16 protein-coding genes and 1 other RNA gene are annotated in these 20,269 nt (G+C 59.1%); 16 read left to right on the plus strand and 1 reads right to left on the minus strand.

The window, feature by feature from the left end; translation table 11 throughout:
- Positions 1 to 51: 51 nt before the first annotated feature.
- Entirely contained in the window at positions 52 to 4,584 is a 4,533-nt protein-coding gene (locus O3649_RS01825; RefSeq protein ID WP_371572497.1) for an FtsK/SpoIIIE domain-containing protein, read from the minus strand.
- 618 nt (positions 4,585 to 5,202) lie between these two features.
- Between O3649_RS01825 and glf the strand changes: the two genes are divergently transcribed.
- From glf to ssrA, 16 genes are all read left to right on the plus strand, one after another.
- A complete protein-coding gene (gene glf, locus O3649_RS01830; RefSeq protein ID WP_070848099.1) occupies positions 5,203 to 6,390 on the plus strand; it encodes a UDP-galactopyranose mutase in 1,188 nt (395 codons plus the stop codon).
- Positions 6,391 to 6,392: 2 nt separating this feature from the next.
- Entirely contained in the window at positions 6,393 to 8,399 is a 2,007-nt protein-coding gene (locus O3649_RS01835; RefSeq protein WP_371572499.1) for a glycosyltransferase, read from the plus strand.
- Positions 8,396 to 9,277 (plus strand): ABC transporter permease, encoded by an 882-nt coding sequence (locus tag O3649_RS01840; RefSeq protein WP_049342191.1) that lies wholly within the window; start codon positions 8,396 to 8,398, stop codon positions 9,275 to 9,277. The genes O3649_RS01835 and O3649_RS01840 overlap by 4 nt, the downstream gene beginning before the upstream one ends.
- A 4-nt stretch (positions 9,278 to 9,281) precedes the next feature.
- Positions 9,282 to 10,055: an ABC transporter ATP-binding protein gene (locus O3649_RS01845; protein WP_005505398.1), complete on the plus strand. Its 774-nt coding sequence runs from the start codon at positions 9,282 to 9,284 to the stop codon at positions 10,053 to 10,055.
- A gap of 492 nt (positions 10,056 to 10,547) precedes the next feature.
- The gene (locus tag O3649_RS01850; RefSeq protein ID WP_311446693.1) at positions 10,548 to 11,810 is read left to right on the plus strand and encodes an ATPase, T2SS/T4P/T4SS family; all 1,263 of its coding nucleotides are present in this window, start codon (positions 10,548 to 10,550) and stop codon (positions 11,808 to 11,810) included.
- Complete coding sequence (locus tag O3649_RS01855; RefSeq protein ID WP_005505400.1) at positions 11,810 to 12,664, plus strand: type II secretion system F family protein; 855 nt, start codon at positions 11,810 to 11,812, stop codon at positions 12,662 to 12,664. Before O3649_RS01850 ends, O3649_RS01855 begins: the two co-directional genes overlap by 1 nt.
- Positions 12,661 to 13,593: a type II secretion system F family protein gene (locus tag O3649_RS01860; RefSeq protein WP_294633313.1), complete on the plus strand. Its 933-nt coding sequence runs from the start codon at positions 12,661 to 12,663 to the stop codon at positions 13,591 to 13,593. The genes O3649_RS01855 and O3649_RS01860 overlap by 4 nt, the downstream gene beginning before the upstream one ends.
- Before the next feature lie 108 nt (positions 13,594 to 13,701).
- Entirely contained in the window at positions 13,702 to 13,929 is a 228-nt protein-coding gene (locus O3649_RS01865; protein ID WP_005505403.1) for a hypothetical protein, read from the plus strand.
- Entirely contained in the window at positions 13,929 to 14,384 is a 456-nt protein-coding gene (locus O3649_RS01870; RefSeq protein ID WP_070819484.1) for a TadE family protein, read from the plus strand. Before O3649_RS01865 ends, O3649_RS01870 begins: the two co-directional genes overlap by 1 nt.
- Complete coding sequence (locus O3649_RS01875) at positions 14,350 to 14,871, plus strand: hypothetical protein (RefSeq protein ID WP_049352612.1); 522 nt, start codon at positions 14,350 to 14,352, stop codon at positions 14,869 to 14,871. The genes O3649_RS01870 and O3649_RS01875 overlap by 35 nt, the downstream gene beginning before the upstream one ends.
- Positions 14,858 to 15,457, plus strand: coding sequence for a pilus assembly protein TadG-related protein (locus O3649_RS01880; RefSeq protein ID WP_371572503.1), 600 nt, complete (start codon positions 14,858 to 14,860; stop codon positions 15,455 to 15,457). Before O3649_RS01875 ends, O3649_RS01880 begins: the two co-directional genes overlap by 14 nt.
- Positions 15,458 to 15,703: 246 nt before the next feature.
- Positions 15,704 to 16,831 carry a peptide chain release factor 2 gene (prfB, locus tag O3649_RS01885; protein WP_070615000.1) on the plus strand — a complete coding sequence of 376 codons (1,128 nt, stop codon included), beginning with the start codon at positions 15,704 to 15,706 and terminating at the stop codon, positions 16,829 to 16,831.
- Positions 16,832 to 16,850: 19 nt separating this feature from the next.
- Positions 16,851 to 17,345, plus strand: coding sequence for an SsrA-binding protein SmpB (gene smpB / locus O3649_RS01890; RefSeq protein ID WP_005508591.1), 495 nt, complete (start codon positions 16,851 to 16,853; stop codon positions 17,343 to 17,345).
- A 127-nt stretch (positions 17,346 to 17,472) separates the two neighbouring features.
- The gene (locus tag O3649_RS01895) at positions 17,473 to 17,937 is read left to right on the plus strand and encodes a DUF4190 domain-containing protein (protein ID WP_049354298.1); all 465 of its coding nucleotides are present in this window, start codon (positions 17,473 to 17,475) and stop codon (positions 17,935 to 17,937) included.
- A 239-nt stretch (positions 17,938 to 18,176) separates the two neighbouring features.
- Positions 18,177 to 19,040, plus strand: coding sequence for a DUF4190 domain-containing protein (locus O3649_RS01900; RefSeq protein ID WP_070543751.1), 864 nt, complete (start codon positions 18,177 to 18,179; stop codon positions 19,038 to 19,040).
- Between the two features lie 345 nt (positions 19,041 to 19,385).
- Positions 19,386 to 19,758, plus strand: a transfer-messenger RNA (tmRNA) gene (gene ssrA / locus O3649_RS01905).
- Positions 19,759 to 20,269: the final 511 nt, after the last annotated feature.

Raw genomic sequence — 20,269 nt, forward strand, 5'->3', positions numbered from 1 at the left:
AACCCCTGGCGCCGCTAACCCCTAGACGGCTTGGCTCTAGAGTGCTCAGCTCTAGACCGCTACCGGCACCTTCTGCGTAGCTGTTACAGCCTGTGCAGCCGTGCTCAGCGCCAGGGGAACCTGCGCCGCGCACACGGAGGCGCCATCCACCACCACGATGCGACCGGCGGGCTGCTCACCCTGCGTGAACCGGTCCAGCGGCAGCGCGGTCACCGTGCACATGTCGGCATCCGCCAGGGATGCGGGCGCGAGCAGAAGCGCACGCGAGCATCCCATGAGCGCAGCCAGCAGGGGTGAGGAGGCGCGCCTCGGCCAGGGCGTGTAGGCGACCAGCATGGCGCGGAACTCGCCCCGACGCTCCAGAAGTAGCTGCTGAACGGCGGGCTGCAGGTACTGCAGATCGTCAATGAGCACGAGTGTGCGCGCGGGGTTTGTCACTGAGTCCAGGAGTGCGCGGGTACGCTCCACGCTCGGCGGCTCACCCGACGCGCCGCCAGAACCCGTGGTGCCGCCAGAACCCGAGGCGCTGCCATCACCCGAGGTGCCGCCAGAACCCTCAAGGACGAGGGTATCCAGCTGCGGGTTGAGCTGAGCAATGCTTTCCAGCAGGGTACTTTTACCCGTAGACCGGGAACCCTGCACCGGAACTACCGCGCCAGCCGGGGCGCTCAACCACACCGGCATCTGCCGGCGGTCAAACGCGACCAGCAGCTTAGCTCCCTGAGGATTGCAGGCGGAGTGGGCGGCGGTCACGTACTCGGTGGAGGGCATGCGATAGTACTCGGGGAACTGCCGCAGAAGAGTGCCGGGGCGAGTATTCGACCCGCTAGAAGCGCTCGCGGCGTTACCCCGCAGAACCTGAACCAGCTCCTGGAAACCCGCAACGCAGGGCGAAAGAATCGACGCGCTCAGCGGCTGATCCCCGATTAACTCCTCATTGATGGCACCCTCCACGCAGTAGTGGCTCTGCGCCGGGGTCGGATAGTCCTTGCTCGTTGAACGCATCAGGTCGGCGTCCAGGAAGCGGCGGCTCAACAGTGTGGAATGTGCCGCTGCAGCGAAACGACCGCGCGGGTTCAACGCGGAGGTGAACACTACCGAATAGCCGCGACGGCACCCCTGCGAGAGTAGATCGTAGAGCATGTTCTCCGTATCGGGTTGACGAACCAGCGCCTCCAGCCAACTGTCCAGACCGTCCACGACAATGAGTGGGCGGGCGGAAGCCTCGGTGCCCCACAGGTTCGGGACGCGCAGCTCCTCCAGGCAGAAACGCAGATGCGAAAGCTCCTGCGCACCCACGAGCGTCTCAAAGGCACCGGCGTAGGGTTCCAGGTCGCGGTAGAGTGCACCGTCAGAGGTCAGCAGAACAACCGGCGTGCGGGCGGCGAACGCCTGCGTCAGAAGCCCGTAAAGCATCGGGGCTCGTTCGGCGCTCTGCGCCAGCAGCGCCAGCGTCTGCTGACCCGACCAGCTGATCGGGCGGCGCACACCGTAGCGGGCAATCTCCAGCTCGCCCAGCAGGTACCCCTCGGAAGCGGTGCCAGAATTGGCGGGTTCCTGAGAATCTACAACCTGAGAGGTAGCCGCCGGGTCAATACCGTACGCTACCGGTTCGCTCATCGGCGCCTCCACCACGGGCAGCGGGGTGTTCTCGGGAAGCTCCGGCGGAATCGGGCAGTACTCATCCTGAACCGCCGCATTCTTCTGAAGACCCCTCGGTGCGTACTCGCGTTCATAGAGCGCACGAATCTGCTGCGCCGAACGAATCAGCAACTCATCCTCATGACCGCCGCCCTTCTGAACGGCAGACGCGGCAGTCAGCTCACGCCAGCCGCCCTCCTCAAGACCCAGCACCTGCACCGGACGAGCATCGCTACTCGAAGGGACCGCATCCACCAGCGGGGCGCGGAACGGCAGGGAACGACCATCCGGCAGGCGCACATACCCGGCACCCGGATGCGCCGCCGAAATATACGCCGCAGACTCATGCTCCAGCAGGTTATAGGAATCCTGCGCGCTCGCCACACGCAAGCAAATGCTCGTGGCAATATTGGCGCGAATATCCTGCGAAATAGCACCCTGCGGACGCTGAGTCGCCAACACCAAGTGCAGACCCAGCGAGCGACCAATCGTGGCAATGCGCATCAGCTCAGCCATAGCGTCCGGCATGGAATCGATGAGCATGCGGAACTCATCCACCACGATCAGCAGCTCGGGGTAGCGCGGAGTCGTACCCGCCGCCTGGCAGGACGCCAGGTAGTCGCGGTAGGAGTTCACGCCGAGCGCCTGCAGATCCACCTCACGTCGGTGAATATCGGCGCGCAAAAATTCGAGCGCACGCTCCACCGCGGATACATCAAAATTGCTCAACACGCTGAGCGCATGCGGCAACTGAGCCAGAGGACCCAAACCAGCCGAGCCCTTGAAATCCACCAGAATCAGGCCGAGGCGCTCGGGCGGGTAACGTAGCGCAGCGCTGAGCACCAGCGAACGCAGCAGCTGCGATTTGCCGGCACCGGTCGTGCCACCGAGCAGCCAGTGTGGACCGTGCTCAGACAAACCAATATTCAGCGAGCCACCCGAAGAAACACCCAGGTAGCAGCGAATATCGGAGGCGTAACGCTGAGCGGACCAACGGTGCAGAACGGACTCCACCGCCATGTCATCGGTGCGGTTCTTCTGCCGCGCGCTCTGCGCCTGCAGGGAAGAGAATAGATGCGCCGACTGGTGCACCTGCGCCTCACCGAGCGCGCCCTGCTCCTGCTCGCATCCGGCGCGGTACAGGTTCTCAAGAGCGGCACAGAACGCCTCAATGCTGAGCCCATCGGCGTGCTGGCACAGACCCTCACACGCCAGCGGATGCACCTGGTAGACACCCTCGGTGGGCTGCACCGGAGGCGCCGCATAACCCTGCGCGCGGTAACGAATACTCTGACGGTGGCTACCCTCACTCGCGCACTCAACCCAGGCGGCGCCAAAAAGCGCACCGGGTGCATGGGTGGAACTATCACCCTCAGCGTTGCCCAGCACGCAGAGCGCCGGGGCGTTCATCTTCTGCTCACGCGGGGAAGCGAATGCACGGGACTGCGAAGATTCCGCGACTGCCCCAGAGTTCAGCGCGGTCAGCAGGGGAGCGTAGACAGGGCTCGCCTGCAGGGGCATGAGAATCAGCGGCGGAACCGAAAGCTCCGACTGCAAGCTGCTCTGCAGGGCCTGCAGATACTTCTCCTGCTGCACACCCGGCAGACAATGCACGCTCACCCCCGGCACCACAGCCAGAGTCTGCATCAGACGATTGGTTCGCTGCTGATCAGCGCTATCAGCGCCCGCCAGCAGAACATGCACCGAACCCGGATAACCCGCCACCAGCTGCACCAGGTAGGCGCGCAGATGCGCCTCCTCCAGATTCAGGTAGTGACCGAGAGTCGGGGTGGGTAGCGGCAGATAGTGGGGCGCATCCTGCTTTTCCAGAGTGCCCAGCGGGAGGTTGCGGCCGCGCAGGTAGGGCTGGCGGGGACCGCACCCGAGCACAATAGCCGGGTAGGCGGCATCATGCAGGGCAGAGGGGCCCGAAATCGCCAGATCGCCCGCGGTCGGCAGGGCGAGGGCACGTTCCTTCTCTTGCAGTGCCGCCTGATAAGTTTGCTGCAATGCGGCACGGTTCTCCGCCCGATCGCCAAAGAAATGCAGAAGCATCAGTAGCGAAGACGCCGCAGACATTAGCAGAAGGAACCACATACCGGTCACCAGCGCAATGATCAGGCCCACCACAATCGGCAGGCACACGCTCAATAGAATCTGCTTGAGCTTACGCGGCGCGGGAGGGTTCACCACCACCGGCTCAAAGGGGTTGCCGGCGTCGCCCAGAGGAGCGAGCGTCTGCGAGGGCTCGCCAGGGGAAGAACCGGGGGTATAGGCGGTCGCGCTCGCCTTCTCCAAGGGATGCTCGCCGTGACCTGTAGGGGAGGTGAGCATGCAGAGTGAGGAGCCGAGGCGGAACGGCTCGTCCCAGCGCAGGATGCGCGGCTCGGCGTCCTGATTGTTACCCTGTGTTTTCTTACCGCCTTCATTCTCCGGGCTCATCGGGTGCTTTTCGATCCAGCGGATGCCGGAGCTATCGGCGTAGAAGCTGCCGTGTACCGGCTTGAGGAAGGGGTCTTGCAGGTGAATGTGGTGCGGCTGTTCTCCTCCACGGGTAGCTAGCGCCGCCCTGCCGAGGCTGGTGCGGCCGCGGCTGATGGGGAAGGTTGCGCCCGCGTCGGGTCCGCGCAGAATGTGCAGGAGGCTGACGGCGGGCGCGCCCGGAGTTTGAGATTCGTTCGGAATGTGGCTGTTTGGCGCAATCGAGGCTCCGGCGGGATCCTTATCGTGCGCGGGGCGTAGCTGGAACGTCGTTTCCTGTGCTTGAGCGTACGCACCGGGTGCAGGGTGTTGCAGGGCGTGGTTGAGTGCCTGCTCTAGAGCCTGCTGGTGTGCGCTACCGGGGCGCAGCTGTATTCCGGTGGGTGCCGCCTCGCCGTCGAGTCGGAGTACGCGGGGGTAGGGGAGGGTGGTGTTGTGGTGGTCGAGAAAGAAGAGAGTCATACCCTCAGAAAACATTAAAAAGCATTAAAGCTCAATAAATTATCTATATATAAACTAAAGTGTTCGTATTTTTTGAATTTTTCGCCCTATTTTTCAAAAAACTGTGGATAAACCATCTCAATCACCTCGCGCATACACCGGTGCGCATCCCCAAAAGTGCTGAGGGGGTGCTTCTTTGTGGTGCCTGAGAGTCATGAAACGCCCCCTCGAACCACCCCCTGCGTCTACAGCTCTAGGTGGCGGCTAATTACCACCGCAACTAGGGCGGGGTGAATATTTACCCGTAAATAAAATTCCTTCACCATGAGTAGACCGTAAAAATACGCAGAAGAAAGAACTGTCTCAGACCGGCGTGACCTCGGGGTTCGCGAAGAATATTCACTCGGAGAAAGAGTGTGTGAACAATAGTCCAAAAGCCCCTAAAAGCACGTCATAAGTATGCGTAGTGCTTGATAAACAGGTATCTTAGATTATGACTATATCCATCACGGGAGGGGCTTTTTGCACCCACCCGTGCGGATTGCGGCGCGACTGAGAGCACTCGGATGTGTCCAATCTGGTAGGTGAATACCGCCCTCGCAGAAGGGGTGGTGCGCCGTGATAATACAGGAGAAAACATTGACCGCTGACCTCGTAGTAGTCGGTTCGGGCCTCTTTGGTCTGACCATCGCAGAACAGGCTGCCACTGAGCTGGGCCTGAAGGTTGCCCTGCTGGACCGCCGTTCCCACATCGGTGGTAACGCATACAGCGAGAAGGAGAAGCAGACCGGTATTGAGGTGCACCGCTACGGTGCGCACCTGTTCCACACCTCCAATGAGCGTGTCTGGGAGTACGTGAACCGTTTCACTGACTTCACCAACTACGTACACCGCGTGTACACCCGCCACAACGGCATTGTCTACCCCATGCCGATTAACCTGGGTACCATCAACCAGTTCTTCAACGCAGCTTACTCTCCGGCAGAGGCAAAGGCGCTTATCGCTGAGCAGGCTGGCGAGCTGGCTGGCACCGACCCGCAGAACCTGAACGATAAGGGTATCTCCCTGATTGGCCGCCCCCTGTACGAGGCGTTCATCAAGCACTACACCGCTAAGCAGTGGCAGACCCCGCCGGAAGAGCTGCCCGCATCCATCATTTCCCGTCTGCCGGTTCGCTACAACTACGACAACCGCTACTTCAACGACAAGTACGAGGGTCTGCCCGTTGACGGCTACGCAGCATGGCTGGAGCGCATGGCGGCGCACCCGAACATTGAGGTGCACCTGAACACTGACTTCTTCGAGCCCGGTCACCAGTACTCTCGCGAGAACGTCCTGGGTCAGATTCCCGTGGTCTACACCGGCCCGGTTGACCGCTACTTCGACTACGCTGAGGGCGACCTGTCCTGGCGTACCATCGACCTGGAAGAAGAAGTCCTGCCGATTGAGGACTTCCAGGGCTGCTCCGTGATGAACTACCCCGATGCTGATGTTCCCTTCACCCGCATCCACGAGTTCCGTCACTTCCACCCCGAGCGTGACTACACCAAGGACGCAACCGTCATCATGCGCGAGTACTCTCGCTTCGCGAACAAGGGTGACGAGCCGTACTACCCGGTCAACACCTCCGTGGACCGTGAGAAGCTGCTGGCGTACCGCGACCTGGCTAAGGGCGAGAACAACGTGCTGTTCGGTGGCCGCCTGGGTACCTACAAGTACCTGGATATGCACATGGCTATCGGCGCTGCACTGTCCATGTTTGACAACAAGATCCGCCCGCACTTCGCGAACGGTGCGAAGATCGAGTCCGGTGGTGTTGACGCATAACCATGGCTGATAAGACTTTGAAGAACCTGCAGCGGGTTATTTTCCCGAGCGCGGTTGAGACTGACGTCGTGCCCCTGTACGTGGATGCGAGTGTCGCGACCGGCGTTCAGCTGCCGACCCGTATTGACGGCGACGCTTCCACCTCCATTGCGGAGGCGATGAACACCTCCGGTCAGTCTGTATCGAACGCCAGCGCGAACCGTGATGCCGCGAACAGCCTGAACAGCCGCCGCTCCATCACTGTGAACGCGGGCCAGAGCCTGTCTTTCGGTACGTACTTCAATGCGTTCCCCGCTTCGTACTGGCGCCGCTGGACTGACCTGCAGAAGGTCGTGCTGAGCGTTCAGACTTGCGGCGAGGGCATGGTCATTGTGTACAAGTCCAACGGCCGTGGCGTGATTCAGCGCGTGGATGCGAAGCTGCTCTCCGGCGAGGAGACCAACACCTTCACCCTGCCCCTGGCACCGTTCGGTGACGGCGGCTGGTACTGGTTCGACCTGGCTGGCACCACCGACCTTGAGCTGGTTGAGGCGAACTGGCTGGGCGACATTGAGCCCCGCGCAGACGTGAAGGCTGGTCAGGCGACTGTGCAGATTACCACCATGAACAAGGTGGAGTACTGCATTAACAACATTCGTGCTCTGGGTGAGAGCCCCGAGATTTTCGATGCTGTGCACGAGTTCCTGATTGTGGATCAGGGCACCCAGAAGGTGCAGGATCACGAGGATTTCGAAGAGGTCGTCAAGCCTCTTTCCGGTAAGTTCCGCATCATTAACCAGGGCAACCTGGGTGGTTCCGGTGGCTTCTCGCGCGGCATGTTTGAGGCTGTCAACAACGGCTCCGATTACGTGCTGCTGCTCGATGATGACGTTATCGTTGAGCCCGAGTCGATCCTGCGTATGGTGACCTTCGCGAACTACTGCAAGGAACCCACCATCGTGGGTGCGCACATGTTCGACATGTTCGACCGTTCGGTCCTGCACGCATTCGGTGAGGTTGTTGACCCGTGGCGTAACTTCTACGCTAAGCCGCACGAAGACATGGCTATGGGTCACAACCTGGGCCACCACAATCTGCGTAACACCCCGTGGCTGCACCGCCGCGTGGACGTGGACTACAACGGCTGGTGGATGTGCCTCATCCCGACCGCCGTCATTAAGGAAATCGGTCTGTCCCTGCCTCTGTTCCTGAAGTGGGATGACGCTGAGTACGGTCTGCGCGCTAAGGCCGCGGGCTTCGCTACCGTGTCCTTCCCCGGTGCGGGTGTGTGGCACGTGTCCTGGACTGATAAGGATGACTCGGTCGGCTGGCAGGCGTACTACCACGAGCGCAACCGCCTCATTACGGCGCTGCTGCATTCGCCCTTCGATAAGGGTGGCCGCGTGCTGCTGGAGTCCCTGTTCTTGGACGTCAAGCACACCCTGTCCATGCAGTACTACACCGAGGCCGGCCGCCTGATGGCGCTGGAGGATCTGCTCTCCGGCCCCGATCACCTGCACCCCTCGCTCTCGCAGCGTCTGCCGGTGATTCGTGCGATGGCTAAGGAGTACCCGGAGTCTCAGGTGAAGCCGAACGTGGATGACTTCCCGGCTATTCAGACGAAGAAGCCTCCGTTCCGTGGCCGCCGTTCCTTCGCGTCCCCCGGTTACAAGAAGCTTGCTTCCTGGACCGCGAAGACTGTTGCTCGTCAGCTGTTCAAGCCGGTGAGCGAAGAGGCGAAGGCTCACCCGCAGATTCAGCTGAACTACGGTGAGACCAACTGGTGGACCCTGTCGAAGTTCGATTCGGCTCTGGCGACTAACGCTGAGGGTACCGGCCTGTTCTGGTACCGCCGCGACCCCGAGCAGCTCAAGTCGAAGCTGGCTCAGGCTGCTAAGCTGCACGTTCAGCTGGTGACCGGTTGGGATAAGCTGCGTGAGCAGTACCGTTCGAAGGCTGCTGAGGTTGCCTCCTACGATGCGTGGGCTAAGACCTTCGCCGAGCATACGGATTCTGAGCTGACCCGATGAACGATCTGAAGTCTGTTCCCCTGAAGGCGCCCGGCCGTGGGCGCGGCATCCTGGATGCGGTGAAGAACCGCTACCTGCTTCGACTGCTGGTCGATAAGGAAATCCAGGTCCGCTACCGCGGCTCGGTGCTGGGCATTTTGTGGTCGTACATTAAGCCGGGTGTGCAGTTCCTGGTGTTCTACATTGCCATGGGTATGTTCCTTGGCTTGGAACGCGGTATGCACAACTATGCGGTGTACCTGTTCTCGGGCATGATTGCCATTAACTTCTTCTCGGAGGGTTTTGGTAATGGTGCTCGCGCCATGGTGGTTAACAGCGCGCTGATTCGTAAGATTTACCTGCCGCGTGAGCTGTTCTCACTGTCGACGGTGTGGGTGGCTCTGGTGCATTTTGTGCCTCAGATTGCCGTGATGTTGCTGGCCTGCTTCTTGGTGGGTTGGTCCCCGACCTGGCTGGCATTTGGGTCGATTCTGGCGGGCATGCTCATCGTGATGATGCTGTCTTACGGTCTGGGTCTGATTTTCGGTGTGGCGAACGTGTTCTTCCGCGATTCGGAGAACATTGTGGACATGCTGCTGATGGTGGCTACCTGGTTCTCGCCGGTGCTGTACTCCTGGACCATGGTGCGTGACACCCTGTACCCGTGGGTGTTCAACGTGTTCATGGCTAACCCGCTGACTGTTGCGGTGGAGCTGTTCCACTATGGCTTCTGGCATCCGACGCTCCGTCCTGAGGATTTGGCGCTTCCTGCTTCGCAGGTGGTTCCGCATCTCTTCAGCTTCTGGACTCCGATTGCCATTGGTATTTCTCTGCTGACCGTTTTGATTGGTGATTTGCTCTTCCGTAAGTTTGAGGGCAACTTCGCCCAGGAGCTCTGATTCTGTGGATATTAAGAAGCTTGAGTTCCCGCCGGTGAGCCCGGACGCTCCCGTGGTGATTCACGTGGAGAATTTGGTGAAGCGCTTCGTTCTGCGCCACACCCGTTCGATGAAGGAAGCTTTTGTGTGGTTGATTAAGGGCCGCAAGGGTGATCTTTCGGAGAAGTTCAATGCGCTCAACGGCGTGAGCCTGGATATTCGTCAGGGCGAGCGTGTGGCTCTTCTGGGTTTGAACGGCTCGGGTAAGTCCACGCTGCTGAAGATGATTTCTGGTGTGATGCGCGCCGATGAGGGTGAGGTTCTCACGCGCGGCAATATTGCGGGTCTGATTGAGGTGGGCGCTGGTTTCCACCCGGATCTGACCGGTCGCGATAACGTGTACCTCAACGGCGCGATTTTGGGTATGACCAAGGATGAGATTGAGGCTTCCTTCGATTCGATTGTGGATTTCGCTGAGATTCACGACTTTATCGATACCGAGGTGAAGTTCTACTCTTCGGGTATGTACCTGCGTCTGGCATTCTCGGTTGCGGTTCATACGAACCCGGATATCTTCCTGGTGGATGAGATTCTTGCGGTGGGCGATGAGCCGTTCCAGAAGAAGTGTATTGCGAAGATTCAGGAGCTGTGCTCTGCCGGTAAGACTCTTGCCGTGGTGAGCCATGACCTGGATTTGGTGTCTAAGATTTGTGACCGCGGCGTGGTGCTGGAGCACGGTAACCTGCGTTTTGACGGTCCGATTAAGGAAGCTGTGAAGGTGATTCGTGGCGGCGACTAACCGCTAGGTGATTGCTTGTGATGGGGCGTGTATTCCCGTTGGGGGAGTGCACGCCCCTTTGCTGTGCCTGGGAAGGAGCGCCCGAAAGTTGCGCACGGGAAGGAGCGCCCGAAAGCTGTGCCCGGGAAGGTGCTGCTGCTGGGTAGGGTTCTTGCGTTTTACTAGGGGAGGCTGCGGCTTTTAAGACGAAATGTTACGTGTACACCGAGTGCAATATGGCAGTGATTAACGGTGAGCGGTTCGAGGGGTGTACCTGCAACTGTTCTGCAAGTCACAGCTGACTAGGCGTTTTGAATTTTAGTGCACGTTGGGTAACGATATGCGCAATTCCAGGCATCAAAAATGCCCAAATACTATACTCGTAAATATTAAGGGGTGTTTTATTACATTTTGATAAATTTGATGCGCTGAGGGTAGGGTGATGGTGGCATTGATGTATCAATGCTTCACCGTATTCCACACAACCACACCACACAGCATCGGATCACTTCAATGGAGAACACCGTACTGGATACCCGGGCGGAGCATCTAACTCTGCTCGAAGAAAATATCCGTGAGGCAATGCGCCACCGCAGCCTGGACCCGCACGAGGACCAGCATGCGGTGCGCGGGCTCATTGACGAGCACCTGAACGATTATGAGCAGCGGCGCGCCCGCATTTCCCTGCCGGATTTGGGTGACCGTGAATCCGTGATTCAGCGCCTGCACGATGAAATCTGCGGCTTCGGCGTGATTCAGCCGTTCCTCGATGATGAGAGCGTTGAAGAAATCTGGATCAACTCTCCCGATGAAATCTTTATCGCCCGCAACGGCGAAAGCGAATTGACCGGTCTGCACCTGAGCGCCGAGGCGATCAATAGCCTGCTGGAGCGCATGCTCAAGCCTTCGGGTCGTCGTGTGGACCTTTCCTCCCCGTTTGTTGATGCATCCCTGCCGGATGGCTCCCGCCTGCACGCGGTGATTCCGGATATTACTCGCAGGCACACGAGCATCAATATCCGTAAGTTCGTGGTGCGTGCCCGCCGCCTGCCCGACCTGGTGCGCATGAACTCGCTGAGCGCCGGCGCGGCGTCCCTGCTGCACGCGGCGGTGGAGAGTGGCATGAACATCCTCGTTTCGGGCGCAACCCAGGCGGGTAAGACCACGATGCTGAACTGCCTGTCGGCATCCATTCCTCCGCGTGAGCGCGTGATTACGTGCGAAGAAATTTTTGAGCTCGCGGTTCCGCTACGCGATGTGGTGGGTCTGCAGTGCCGCCAGCCGAACCTTGAGGGCACCGGCGCGATTGAGCTGCGCCGCCTGGTCAAGGAAGCTCTGCGTATGCGCCCGGACCGCATCCTCATTGGTGAGGTACGTGAAGCGGAGTCCCTGGATATGCTCATTGCGCTCAACGCGGGTCTGCCGGGTATGTGCACGATTCACGCGAACTCGGCGCGTGACGCGGTGACCAAGATTTGTACCCTGCCGCTGCTGGCGGGCGAGAATATTTCCTCGGCGTTCGTGGTGCCGACCGTGGCGTCCTGCTTTGACATTGTGGTGCATTGCGGCCGCGATTCGCGCGGTCAGCGTCAGGTCGAAGAGATTAGCATGCTGGGTGGCCGCGTTGAGGACGGCGTGATTGAGATGTCCCCGCTGTTTGTGCGCCGTGACGGTCAGATGGTGTGCGTGGCGTTGGAGCTGCCGAACCCGGACCGTTGGATTCGTGCCGGTCACCGCCCCGAGCAGGTGCTGGCTGCGGCGAAGGCGGGTCAGTAATGCCTCTGTTTCTGAGCCTGATTTTGGGGTTGGGCGTCTGCCTGATTTACCTTTCCTGCTTTCCTGATAACGGCAAGCCGCCGAAGCCGAGTAACGACCCGGCGCTGGTTGTTGCGTTGCGTAAGGCGGGTATGCATTCGCTGACTCCTCGCACGTTCATGTGGGTGAGCGTCGCTAGCGGTGTGAGCGCGTCGGTTCTGTTGCTGATGCTTACTCAGCTTTTGCCACTGGGCCTGCTGGGTCTGATTGGTGGTTTTGCGGCGCCTCGCGTGATTGTGAATCACCGTGCCCGCGCGGCGGATGCCCGTATTTGGCAGTTGTGGCCGGATGCGGTGGACCACCTGCGTTCGGCGATTCGTGCCGGTTTGTCCTTGCCGGAGGCGCTGATTCAGCTCTCGTACCGCGGCCCGGAAGAGCTGCGTGATGCCTTCGCCCATTTCTCGCGTGATTACCGTGCGTCGGGTGAGTTCGTGCCGTCGCTGAACCGTTTGAAGGAGTACCTCTCTGACCCGGTGGCGGACACCATTATTGAGGCGTTGAAGATTGCCCGTGAGGTGGGCGGTTCGGACCTGGGTAAGCTGCTGGGCACGCTGAGCGATTTTCTGCGTGAGAATGCGCGTACCCGTTCGGAGCTTCTGGCTCGCCAGTCGTGGACTGTGAATGCGGCTCGCCTCTCCTGCGTGGCGCCCTGGTTTGTGCTGTGTCTGATGGCGACTCAGCCTGCCGCGCGCATGGTTTATAACTCGTTTGCCGGTGCGATGCTGATGATTGCCGGTGCTGCTATTTCTTTGGCGGCGTACCGTCTGATGCTGCGTATTGGTGAGTTGCCGCGTGAACGGAGGGTTTTCGGGTGAATCTGCCTCTGATTTTTGGTCTACTGTTGGCGGCCGGTGTGGGTCTGATTTTTTCGTCGGTGCTGAATACTCGCAGTATTTCGTTTTCTGATCGTGTGGCGTCGCAGTTGCGCGGTGAGACTCTGCGTGAGTCGCTGTTGAAGGAGCAGGAGCGCCGTGAGCCGAGCCTGCTGGAGGCGATTTCGGCGTTCTGCGCGCCGCTTCTGCGTTCGCTGTCTTCGTCGCTGAGCGGCTCGTCGCTGAGCGATAGTTCGGTGCAGGAGCGTCTGCGTCGTGCTGGTTCTTCGCAGAGTGTGAGCGCGTTTCGTGCTGAGCAGCTGCTGTGGGCTCTTGCCGGTGTGACCGTCATGAGCGCCTTGACCGTCATTGGCGTGGTGCAGGAGCGTTTCTCCATCCTGGTGGCTCTTGTCCTGGTGCTGGTGAGCGGTTTGAGCGGCTTTCTGGCGCGTGACTGGTGGCTGGGTGAGGCGGTGACTAAGCGTGAGAAGCAGCTGGTTGCTGAGTTCCCGGCGCTGGCGGAGATGATGGCGCTGTCGGTGACGGCGGGCGAGTCGGCTCTGGCGGCTTTGGAACGTATCTGTTTGACCTCTCGCGGCGAGTTGGCTCGTGAGTTTTCTGAGATTTTGGCGCAGACCCGCACCGGCGTTTCGCTGCTGAGCGCGTTGCAGGAGTTTGCGGAGCGTACTCGCGTTCCGGCGTTGAGCCGCTTCGTTGAGGGTATTGCTGTTGCGATTGAGCGCGGTACCCCTCTGGCTGATGTGTTGCGTGCGCAGGCACAGGATGTGCGCGATAACGCTAAGCGTGAGCTGATGGAAACAGCCGGTAAGAAGGAGATTGCGATGCTCGCCCCGGTGGTGTTTTTCATCCTGCCGCTGACCGTAATTTTTGCGGTCTTCCCGGGCTTGTCGCTCATGCGTTTGAACTTTTAGATTTTGCGGCAGGTACACACCGTACCGGTCGCACCGCGGTGGGCTGGGCTGATTGCCCGGTGCGCCGCACCAACCACACACTACACCCTTTGATAGAAGGAGAAAATCATGTTCCGTCGTTTCCGCACCACCCTCACCGTGCTGATCGCCCTGGCTATCGCATCCGTGCTGGCTCTGCGCCTGAAGAACAAGCAGGATGACCCCGAGCGCGGCGACGTGCCCGGCTGGGTCATGATCACCATGATGAGCGCCGTGCTGGTTGCCGCTATCTTGGCGATTGCCCAGCCGGCTCTGACCAAGATGTTCAACGACGCGATCGCTCTGGTTCACCAGTAATGCGTAAGCCCCGCATCGCTTCTGAGCTGACTGCCGCTGAGCTATCCTCCGCGGAATATTCTGTGGAGGATAGCGAGCGCGGTGACGCCAGCACGGAATTCGTCATGGTCGGTGCCCTGTTGGTGTTGCTGACCATGGCGATTCTGCAGGTTTCTTTCGCCCTGTATGCACGAACCATGCTGGTGGATGCTGCGGCGGCTGGGGCACGGTACGGTACGATGCGTGACCGCACTCCGCAGGAGGGCATGGAGCGTACCCGTCAGCTGATTGAGGGGGCTCTTCCGTCTTCGTACGCTGAGAACATTTCGTACCGTCAGAGTAGTGATTCTACGGGTGTGCGCACTTTGGAGGTGACGGTGAAGTCTCCGTTGCCGGTGCTGGGCCCGTGGGGTTTTCCGGATTCTATTGAGGTGAAGGGGCATGCGATTTATGCGGAGCATCGTTCCGGTGATTAGTGGCTTTTCGCTTCGGCAGCGTGTGAAGGAACGCCTGAAGAGCCGTTCTGATTGGCCTCTTTTTAGCCAGCACCGCCCTGAAGAGGGTAGCGCCATTGTGGAGTTCCTGGGTTTAGGTATTACTCTGCTCATCCCGGTGCTCTACGGCATTCTGACGATTTTTAGCTTGCAGTCTTCGGTGATGGCGGCTCATGCTGCGAGCGCCCAGGTGGTGCTGTATGTGCAGGAGCAGCCGCAGGATTCGTCGGTTGGCCCGGATTTGGCTCAGCGTCTGGCGGTGCATGCTGCCGCGGATTACGGGGTTGAGCCCTCCGATGTGAGCGTGTCGTTGAGCTGTGCGTCGGGGGAGTGTGTCTCGGGTACGAAGGCGTACGCCACGGTGACGGTTCAGGCGCATCTGCCGCTGCTGCCTTCGTTTATGGGTGGCGGCGTGATTCCGGTGAGTTCTCATGCGACGAGTTGGGGGTCTGGTCATGCTAATTCCTAATGGCTCGCCCGCTCATCTGTTCTCGCCCGCTCGCCTGCTTTCCTCTGTGCGGGAGCGCTACGCTAACGCATGCCGTTGTGCCCGTCTACAGGTTCGTGCCCGTGCGCAGAGCCGGGCGCTCGCCGCTGACCCGATCGCCTCAGGCCGCCTCGCCGCTGACCCGGTCGCCTCAGGTCCGGAAGAGGGCAGTATTGCTCCGCTGATTGTGGGCATGCTCGCGTTGCTTCTGCTCATTGGCTCGGTGACGGTGGCGATTACGGGTGCGTATCTGCAGACTCAGCATCTGCAGAATATGGCGGACGCTCAGGCGAACTCGATTACCCGCACGATGCGCACTCCTGATGAAGCGAGTGGTTCGGCGGCGTGGGAGTATGCGAGTGCGTACCTGGCTGAGGTTCAGCCGGGGCAGGATTTTCATGCGTTGCGCCTGGAGAACGTGTCCGTGGATTCTGATCATAGTGTGCACGTGTACCTGTCGGCTCGTATTCGTCCGCCGCTACTGTCGATTCTGGTGCCTGATGGTATTGAGGTGACCGCTCACGGTTCGTCGCGTTTGAAGACGAGCCAGGGTCCGTCCACCGATTAGTGCGTCCATCAACGTCACACGGGCGTATCGGCTCACTCGCTTATTGGTGTGTTGTGAGCCCCTTAGACTGCGAGGGTGCATCCGCAAGGTAGTGTAACGGCTAGCGGATGCGCCCTCGTTTTATGCCCTTTTTATGTCTTCGTTGTGCGGGTTCTGCCCTCTGTCTGCCTTATACTTCTGCGCTGTGGGCTGTTGCGGGCTGTAACGGCGGGACTTTCTGGCCGTTTCGCGATAGTGTTAAAAGCTATGGCATCCTTCGACTTTTCTGCTGAGATTAAAGAGCTTCGCGCGATTTTCACCTCTATTGCTGCTGTGAGCGATATTGAGGGGATTGAGCGCGCCATTGAGGACCTGTCTGCGCAGGCTGCCGCACCCGATTTGTGGGATGACGTGGAGAACGCGCAGAAGGTGACGAGCGCACTGTCGTATAAGCAGTCGGAGCTGAATCGTCTGCGTTCGCTGTCTTCTCGCATTGATGATGTTGAGGTGATGGTGGAGCTTGCCGAAGCGGAGGATGCAGAGACTGCCGCCGAGCTGCTCGCCGATGCTGAGCGTGAGTGCGGTGAAATCCGCGCCAAGCTGGAAGAGCTTGAGGTGCTGGTGCTGCTATCGGGTGAGTACGATCAGCGTGAGGCTGTGGTGACGATCCGTTCGGGCGCCGGCGGCGTGGATGCTGCTGATTTCGCGGAGATGCTGCTGCGCATGTACCTGCGGTGGGCGGAGAAGAACGGCTACCCGACGAAGGTTCTGGACACCTCCTACGCTGAGGAGGCGGGCCTGAAGTCGGTGACCTTCGAGGTGAACGCGCCGTATGCTTTTGGTCGCCTGTCGGTGGAGGCGGGTACTCACCGCCTGGTGCGTATTTCGCCGTTTGATAATCAGGGCCGCCGCCAGACCTCGTTCGCGGCGGTTGAGGTGATCCCTCTGATTGAGCAGACGGATGCTATTGAGATTCCCGAGTCTGAGATTAAGGTGGATGTGTTCCGCTCCTCGGGCCCGGGTGGTCAGTCGGTGAATACGACGGATTCGGCGGTGCGTATGACTCACTTGCCGACCGGTATTGTGGTGTCGATGCAGAATGAGAAGTCGCAGTTGCAGAACCGTGCGGCGGCTTTGCGTGTGCTGCAGTCTCGCCTGTTGCTGTTGCGTAAGGAGCAGGAGGATGCGAAGAAGAAGGAGCTTGCCGGTGATATTAAGGCAAGCTGGGGTGACCAGATGCGCTCCTATGTTCTGCATCCGTACCAGATGGTGAAGGATCTGCGTACCGGCTATGAGGAGGGTAATACCTCTAATGTTTTGGATGGCGGTTTGAACGCCTTTATTGATGCTGGTATTCGCTGGCGTGCTTCGGGGCGCGCGGCTGAAGAGAGCTAAGACGTATAAGGATTGAGTGATGGCTCAGAAAAAGAAGAAAGACGCGAAGAAGGACCCGAATAACGCGATTATTGCCCAGAATAAGAAGGCTCGCCACAACTACAACATTGTGGATACCTATGAGGCGGGTATTGTTCTGCTGGGTACTGAGGTGAAGTCTCTGCGTGATGGTGGGGCGTCCATTGTGGATGGTTTCTGCCAGGTGACCGATAACGAGTTGTGGCTCGAGGGTATTCATATTGCGGAGTATGGTTACGGTACGTGGACGAACCATGCGGCTCGTCGTCGCCGTAAGCTGCTACTGCATCGTTCTGAGATTAATAAGTTGGCGCAGAAGCTGAAGGAGACTGGTTACACGGTGGTTCCTTTGAAGCTGTACTTCTCGAATGGTCGTGCGAAGGTTGAGATTGCTTTGGCGACCGGTAAGCGTGAGTACGATAAGCGTCAGGCTTTGCGTGAGCGTCAGGATGACCTGGAGGCGCGCCGCGCGATGCGTTACCGCAACCTCGGCTAGGGCTGAGGCAACGGCGGGATGCACCGCTGGTTCGGTGACTGCCTGTAGGGGCGGGGCGCGGTTCCTCGCGTATAATGGTTGAAAATTCGCGGTGTACCGCGAGCACCATACGTTTTTGAGGAGACACATGTCTGAGAACCCGAACTACCAGCAGAACCCGGGCGAGTTCATCCCCGCACCGCAGCAGGCACCCGCATACAACATGCAGGGCGGCTACCCCGGCTACCAGCCGACTCCGAGCTCGGCTCTGGCGATTGCTTCGCTGATTCTGGGTATTATTGGTCTGCTCTCTGGCTGGCTGATTTTCGGTGGCGCGCTGGGTCTGGTCGGCGTGATTCTGGGTATTGTTGCCCTGGTGAAGGTAAAGAACGGCACTGCCTCCGGTAAGGGCATGGCGATTGGTGGTATTGTCACCGGTGCGCTGGGCATGATTGTTGCTGTTGTTGTGCTGGTTCTGGGCTTGATTGGCATTGGCATGCTCAGCGAGTGCGCTGAGAATGCGGTGCAGGATTCGAGCGGTAACTATGTGTGCACCGTTCATGGTGAAACCATGACGATGAGCCCTAAGGAATATGAAGCTGTCCGCCGCTAAGCCGCGTTGAGCATATAGAGATGTGAAGGGACCGAATAGTGTTGAACTATTCGGTCCCTTGTTCTTTCTCGGCGCTGATTCTGCCCGATTGGTGGATTCTGGGCGCTGAATCTGAAATCTTGAACTTCACAGATGACCCAAATGACAGCTTATTTATATAATGGAACCGAACTCAGCGCGCAATGGTGCGTTGGGCGAGTATAAATTGTTCGCTGCAACTGTGAAGGAAAGAACGACGGATGTCTGAGAATAACTACGGAAACAACCAGGGGAACGCGCAGAACCCCTACGCTGCTCAGCAGCCTAATTCTTCCGCCCAGGGCTCGTACGGTCAGGATTATGGCCAGGCTCCTTCGGCTCAGAATACTTACGGCCAGGACTACGGTCAGAGCGCATCCGCTCAGAACAGCTACGGCCAGGCGCAGCAGAACTCGGGCCAGCAGTCTTCGGCTCAGCAGAGCCAGTACGGCCAGTTTGGTGCGCAGCCCTCTTCGCAGAATGCTTACGGCCAGAACGCTGCCCAGGGTGCTTCGGCACAGAACACCTACGGTCAGCAGCAGTACGGCTACGGTCAGGACGCATCCTACCAGGCTCAGCCCGCTCAGCAGAACCAGTACGGTTACGGCCAGGAAGCCTCGTACCAGGCTCAGCCTGCTGACTACAATTACCAGCAGAACTCTTACCAGCAGCAGCCTCAGCAGGACGCTTATGGTTACGGTCAGCCCGCAGGTTACCCGTATGCGGCTCCCATTGTGAAGAAGGCTCCCGGCATGGCGCTGGCTGCGATGATTCTGGGTATTGTGGGCGTCGTGACCGGTTTCTTCGTATTTGGTGCGCTGCTGGGTATCGCTGCGATTATTCTGGGCGCCCTGTCCCTGAAGAAGGTCAAGGAAGCTGGTGCGGGTAAGGGCTTCGCGATTACCGGTATCGTAACCGGCGCGGTGGCTGTCCTGTTCTCGCTGTGCATGCTCTTCGTGTACATTTCTGTTGCTCAGACTGCTGAGAAGTGCCTTGAAGTTGGTACCGATGACGGCCACGGTAACGTGGTGTGCCAGATTGGTGATAACCCGAACAACCGCATGACTGTTCCGGCTCACCGCTAAGTCTTAGCCGCCTAATTTTGGCTACCCAGCGCGGTACGCGAACGGGGTGAGGATCCCAGATTTTCTGGGGTGCCTCACCCCGTTTTCTGTGCCCGTGATTTTCTGCGCTCGCCGTGTTTTTTTGGTGCTAGCGGCGGCGGATGTTTCGGTGGCGGAGGCGCGCTAGCACTCTTCTCTGGTAGCGTTCTCTGTCAGTGAGAGCGCTGCGCGTGCGGGGTGGGTGACTTGCACGCCGTTAAACATCTTAGTTATACTGAATCTCTACCGTGTTTGAATGGCACCGCGGCATCAAGGTATGTCGAGGAAAACTTTCAGAGGACGGTGGGCTTTTTGATAAAAGCATAGGGGGATGATCGGTTTCGACGATGTGAGTTGAGATGGGTGAAGCGTGCCGAGGATGCAGGGTTATCTCGTTAACGCCCTCTGCAAAAAATTAAGTGCAGAATCTAAGCGCACTGACTTCGCACTCGCTGCCTAAGCGCGAGTTGCCGTCTGTCGGCCTGAGCATGCCTTTGGCTCAGTTACCGGCATCGACTTAAAAGGCCACTGCTGCTAGCCCTTGTTGCGGGGGTTAGCGGGACTTTTACGTGACTAGGTTCGTCGGTATATGTGTTTATGCAAGTACCGGAGCCGAAAAGTAGCGTTCGCATAAACTGCGCACGGAGAAGCCCCGTTGACGCCACATCGGACCGGGGTTCGATTCCCCGCATCTCCACGATCTCCCAACCGTCCGCTATCCCGTATGGGGTGCGGCGGTGATTATCGGTTCCAATCCAGAGGAAGAACCGCGGTAGGTTTCTACCACCCGGCAGGACGCCCCACGGCGTCACCTGCCGGGTATTTTTATGCCCAATTTTCAGTCCGTTCCGGGGGGCCGGCGTGCCCGAGGGTGCTCAGGTGACCGCATCGTAATGAGAACGCCATCAGAGAATGACGACTCATATGTCGTTGACTTCGAGGGCCTGTCTATCTCTCCTCATCCGTTCGAGGGACGATATCGGGGTAGCTGGTCCTCATTCAGAGACTACCTCACTGACGAAAATAAGGATGAGTGGCACAGCTGACTCGACAAAGATGTGTGCTATTTCGATGGGGCTGTCTATGAGCGAAATGCACGCTTTGAGTACAGCACCATCAATGTCTCGGATAGGAAGGTTTTCAGCTTTGCCTTGCTATGAGCCTCAGCCCGATATCCGTCGCCCACATGGTAATTTGGGTCTTGCCTCCCC

This window comes from Rothia sp. 27098_8_29, from assembly GCF_041432785.1.
In the GTDB taxonomy this organism is placed as follows: domain Bacteria; phylum Actinomycetota; class Actinomycetes; order Actinomycetales; family Micrococcaceae; genus Rothia; species Rothia mucilaginosa.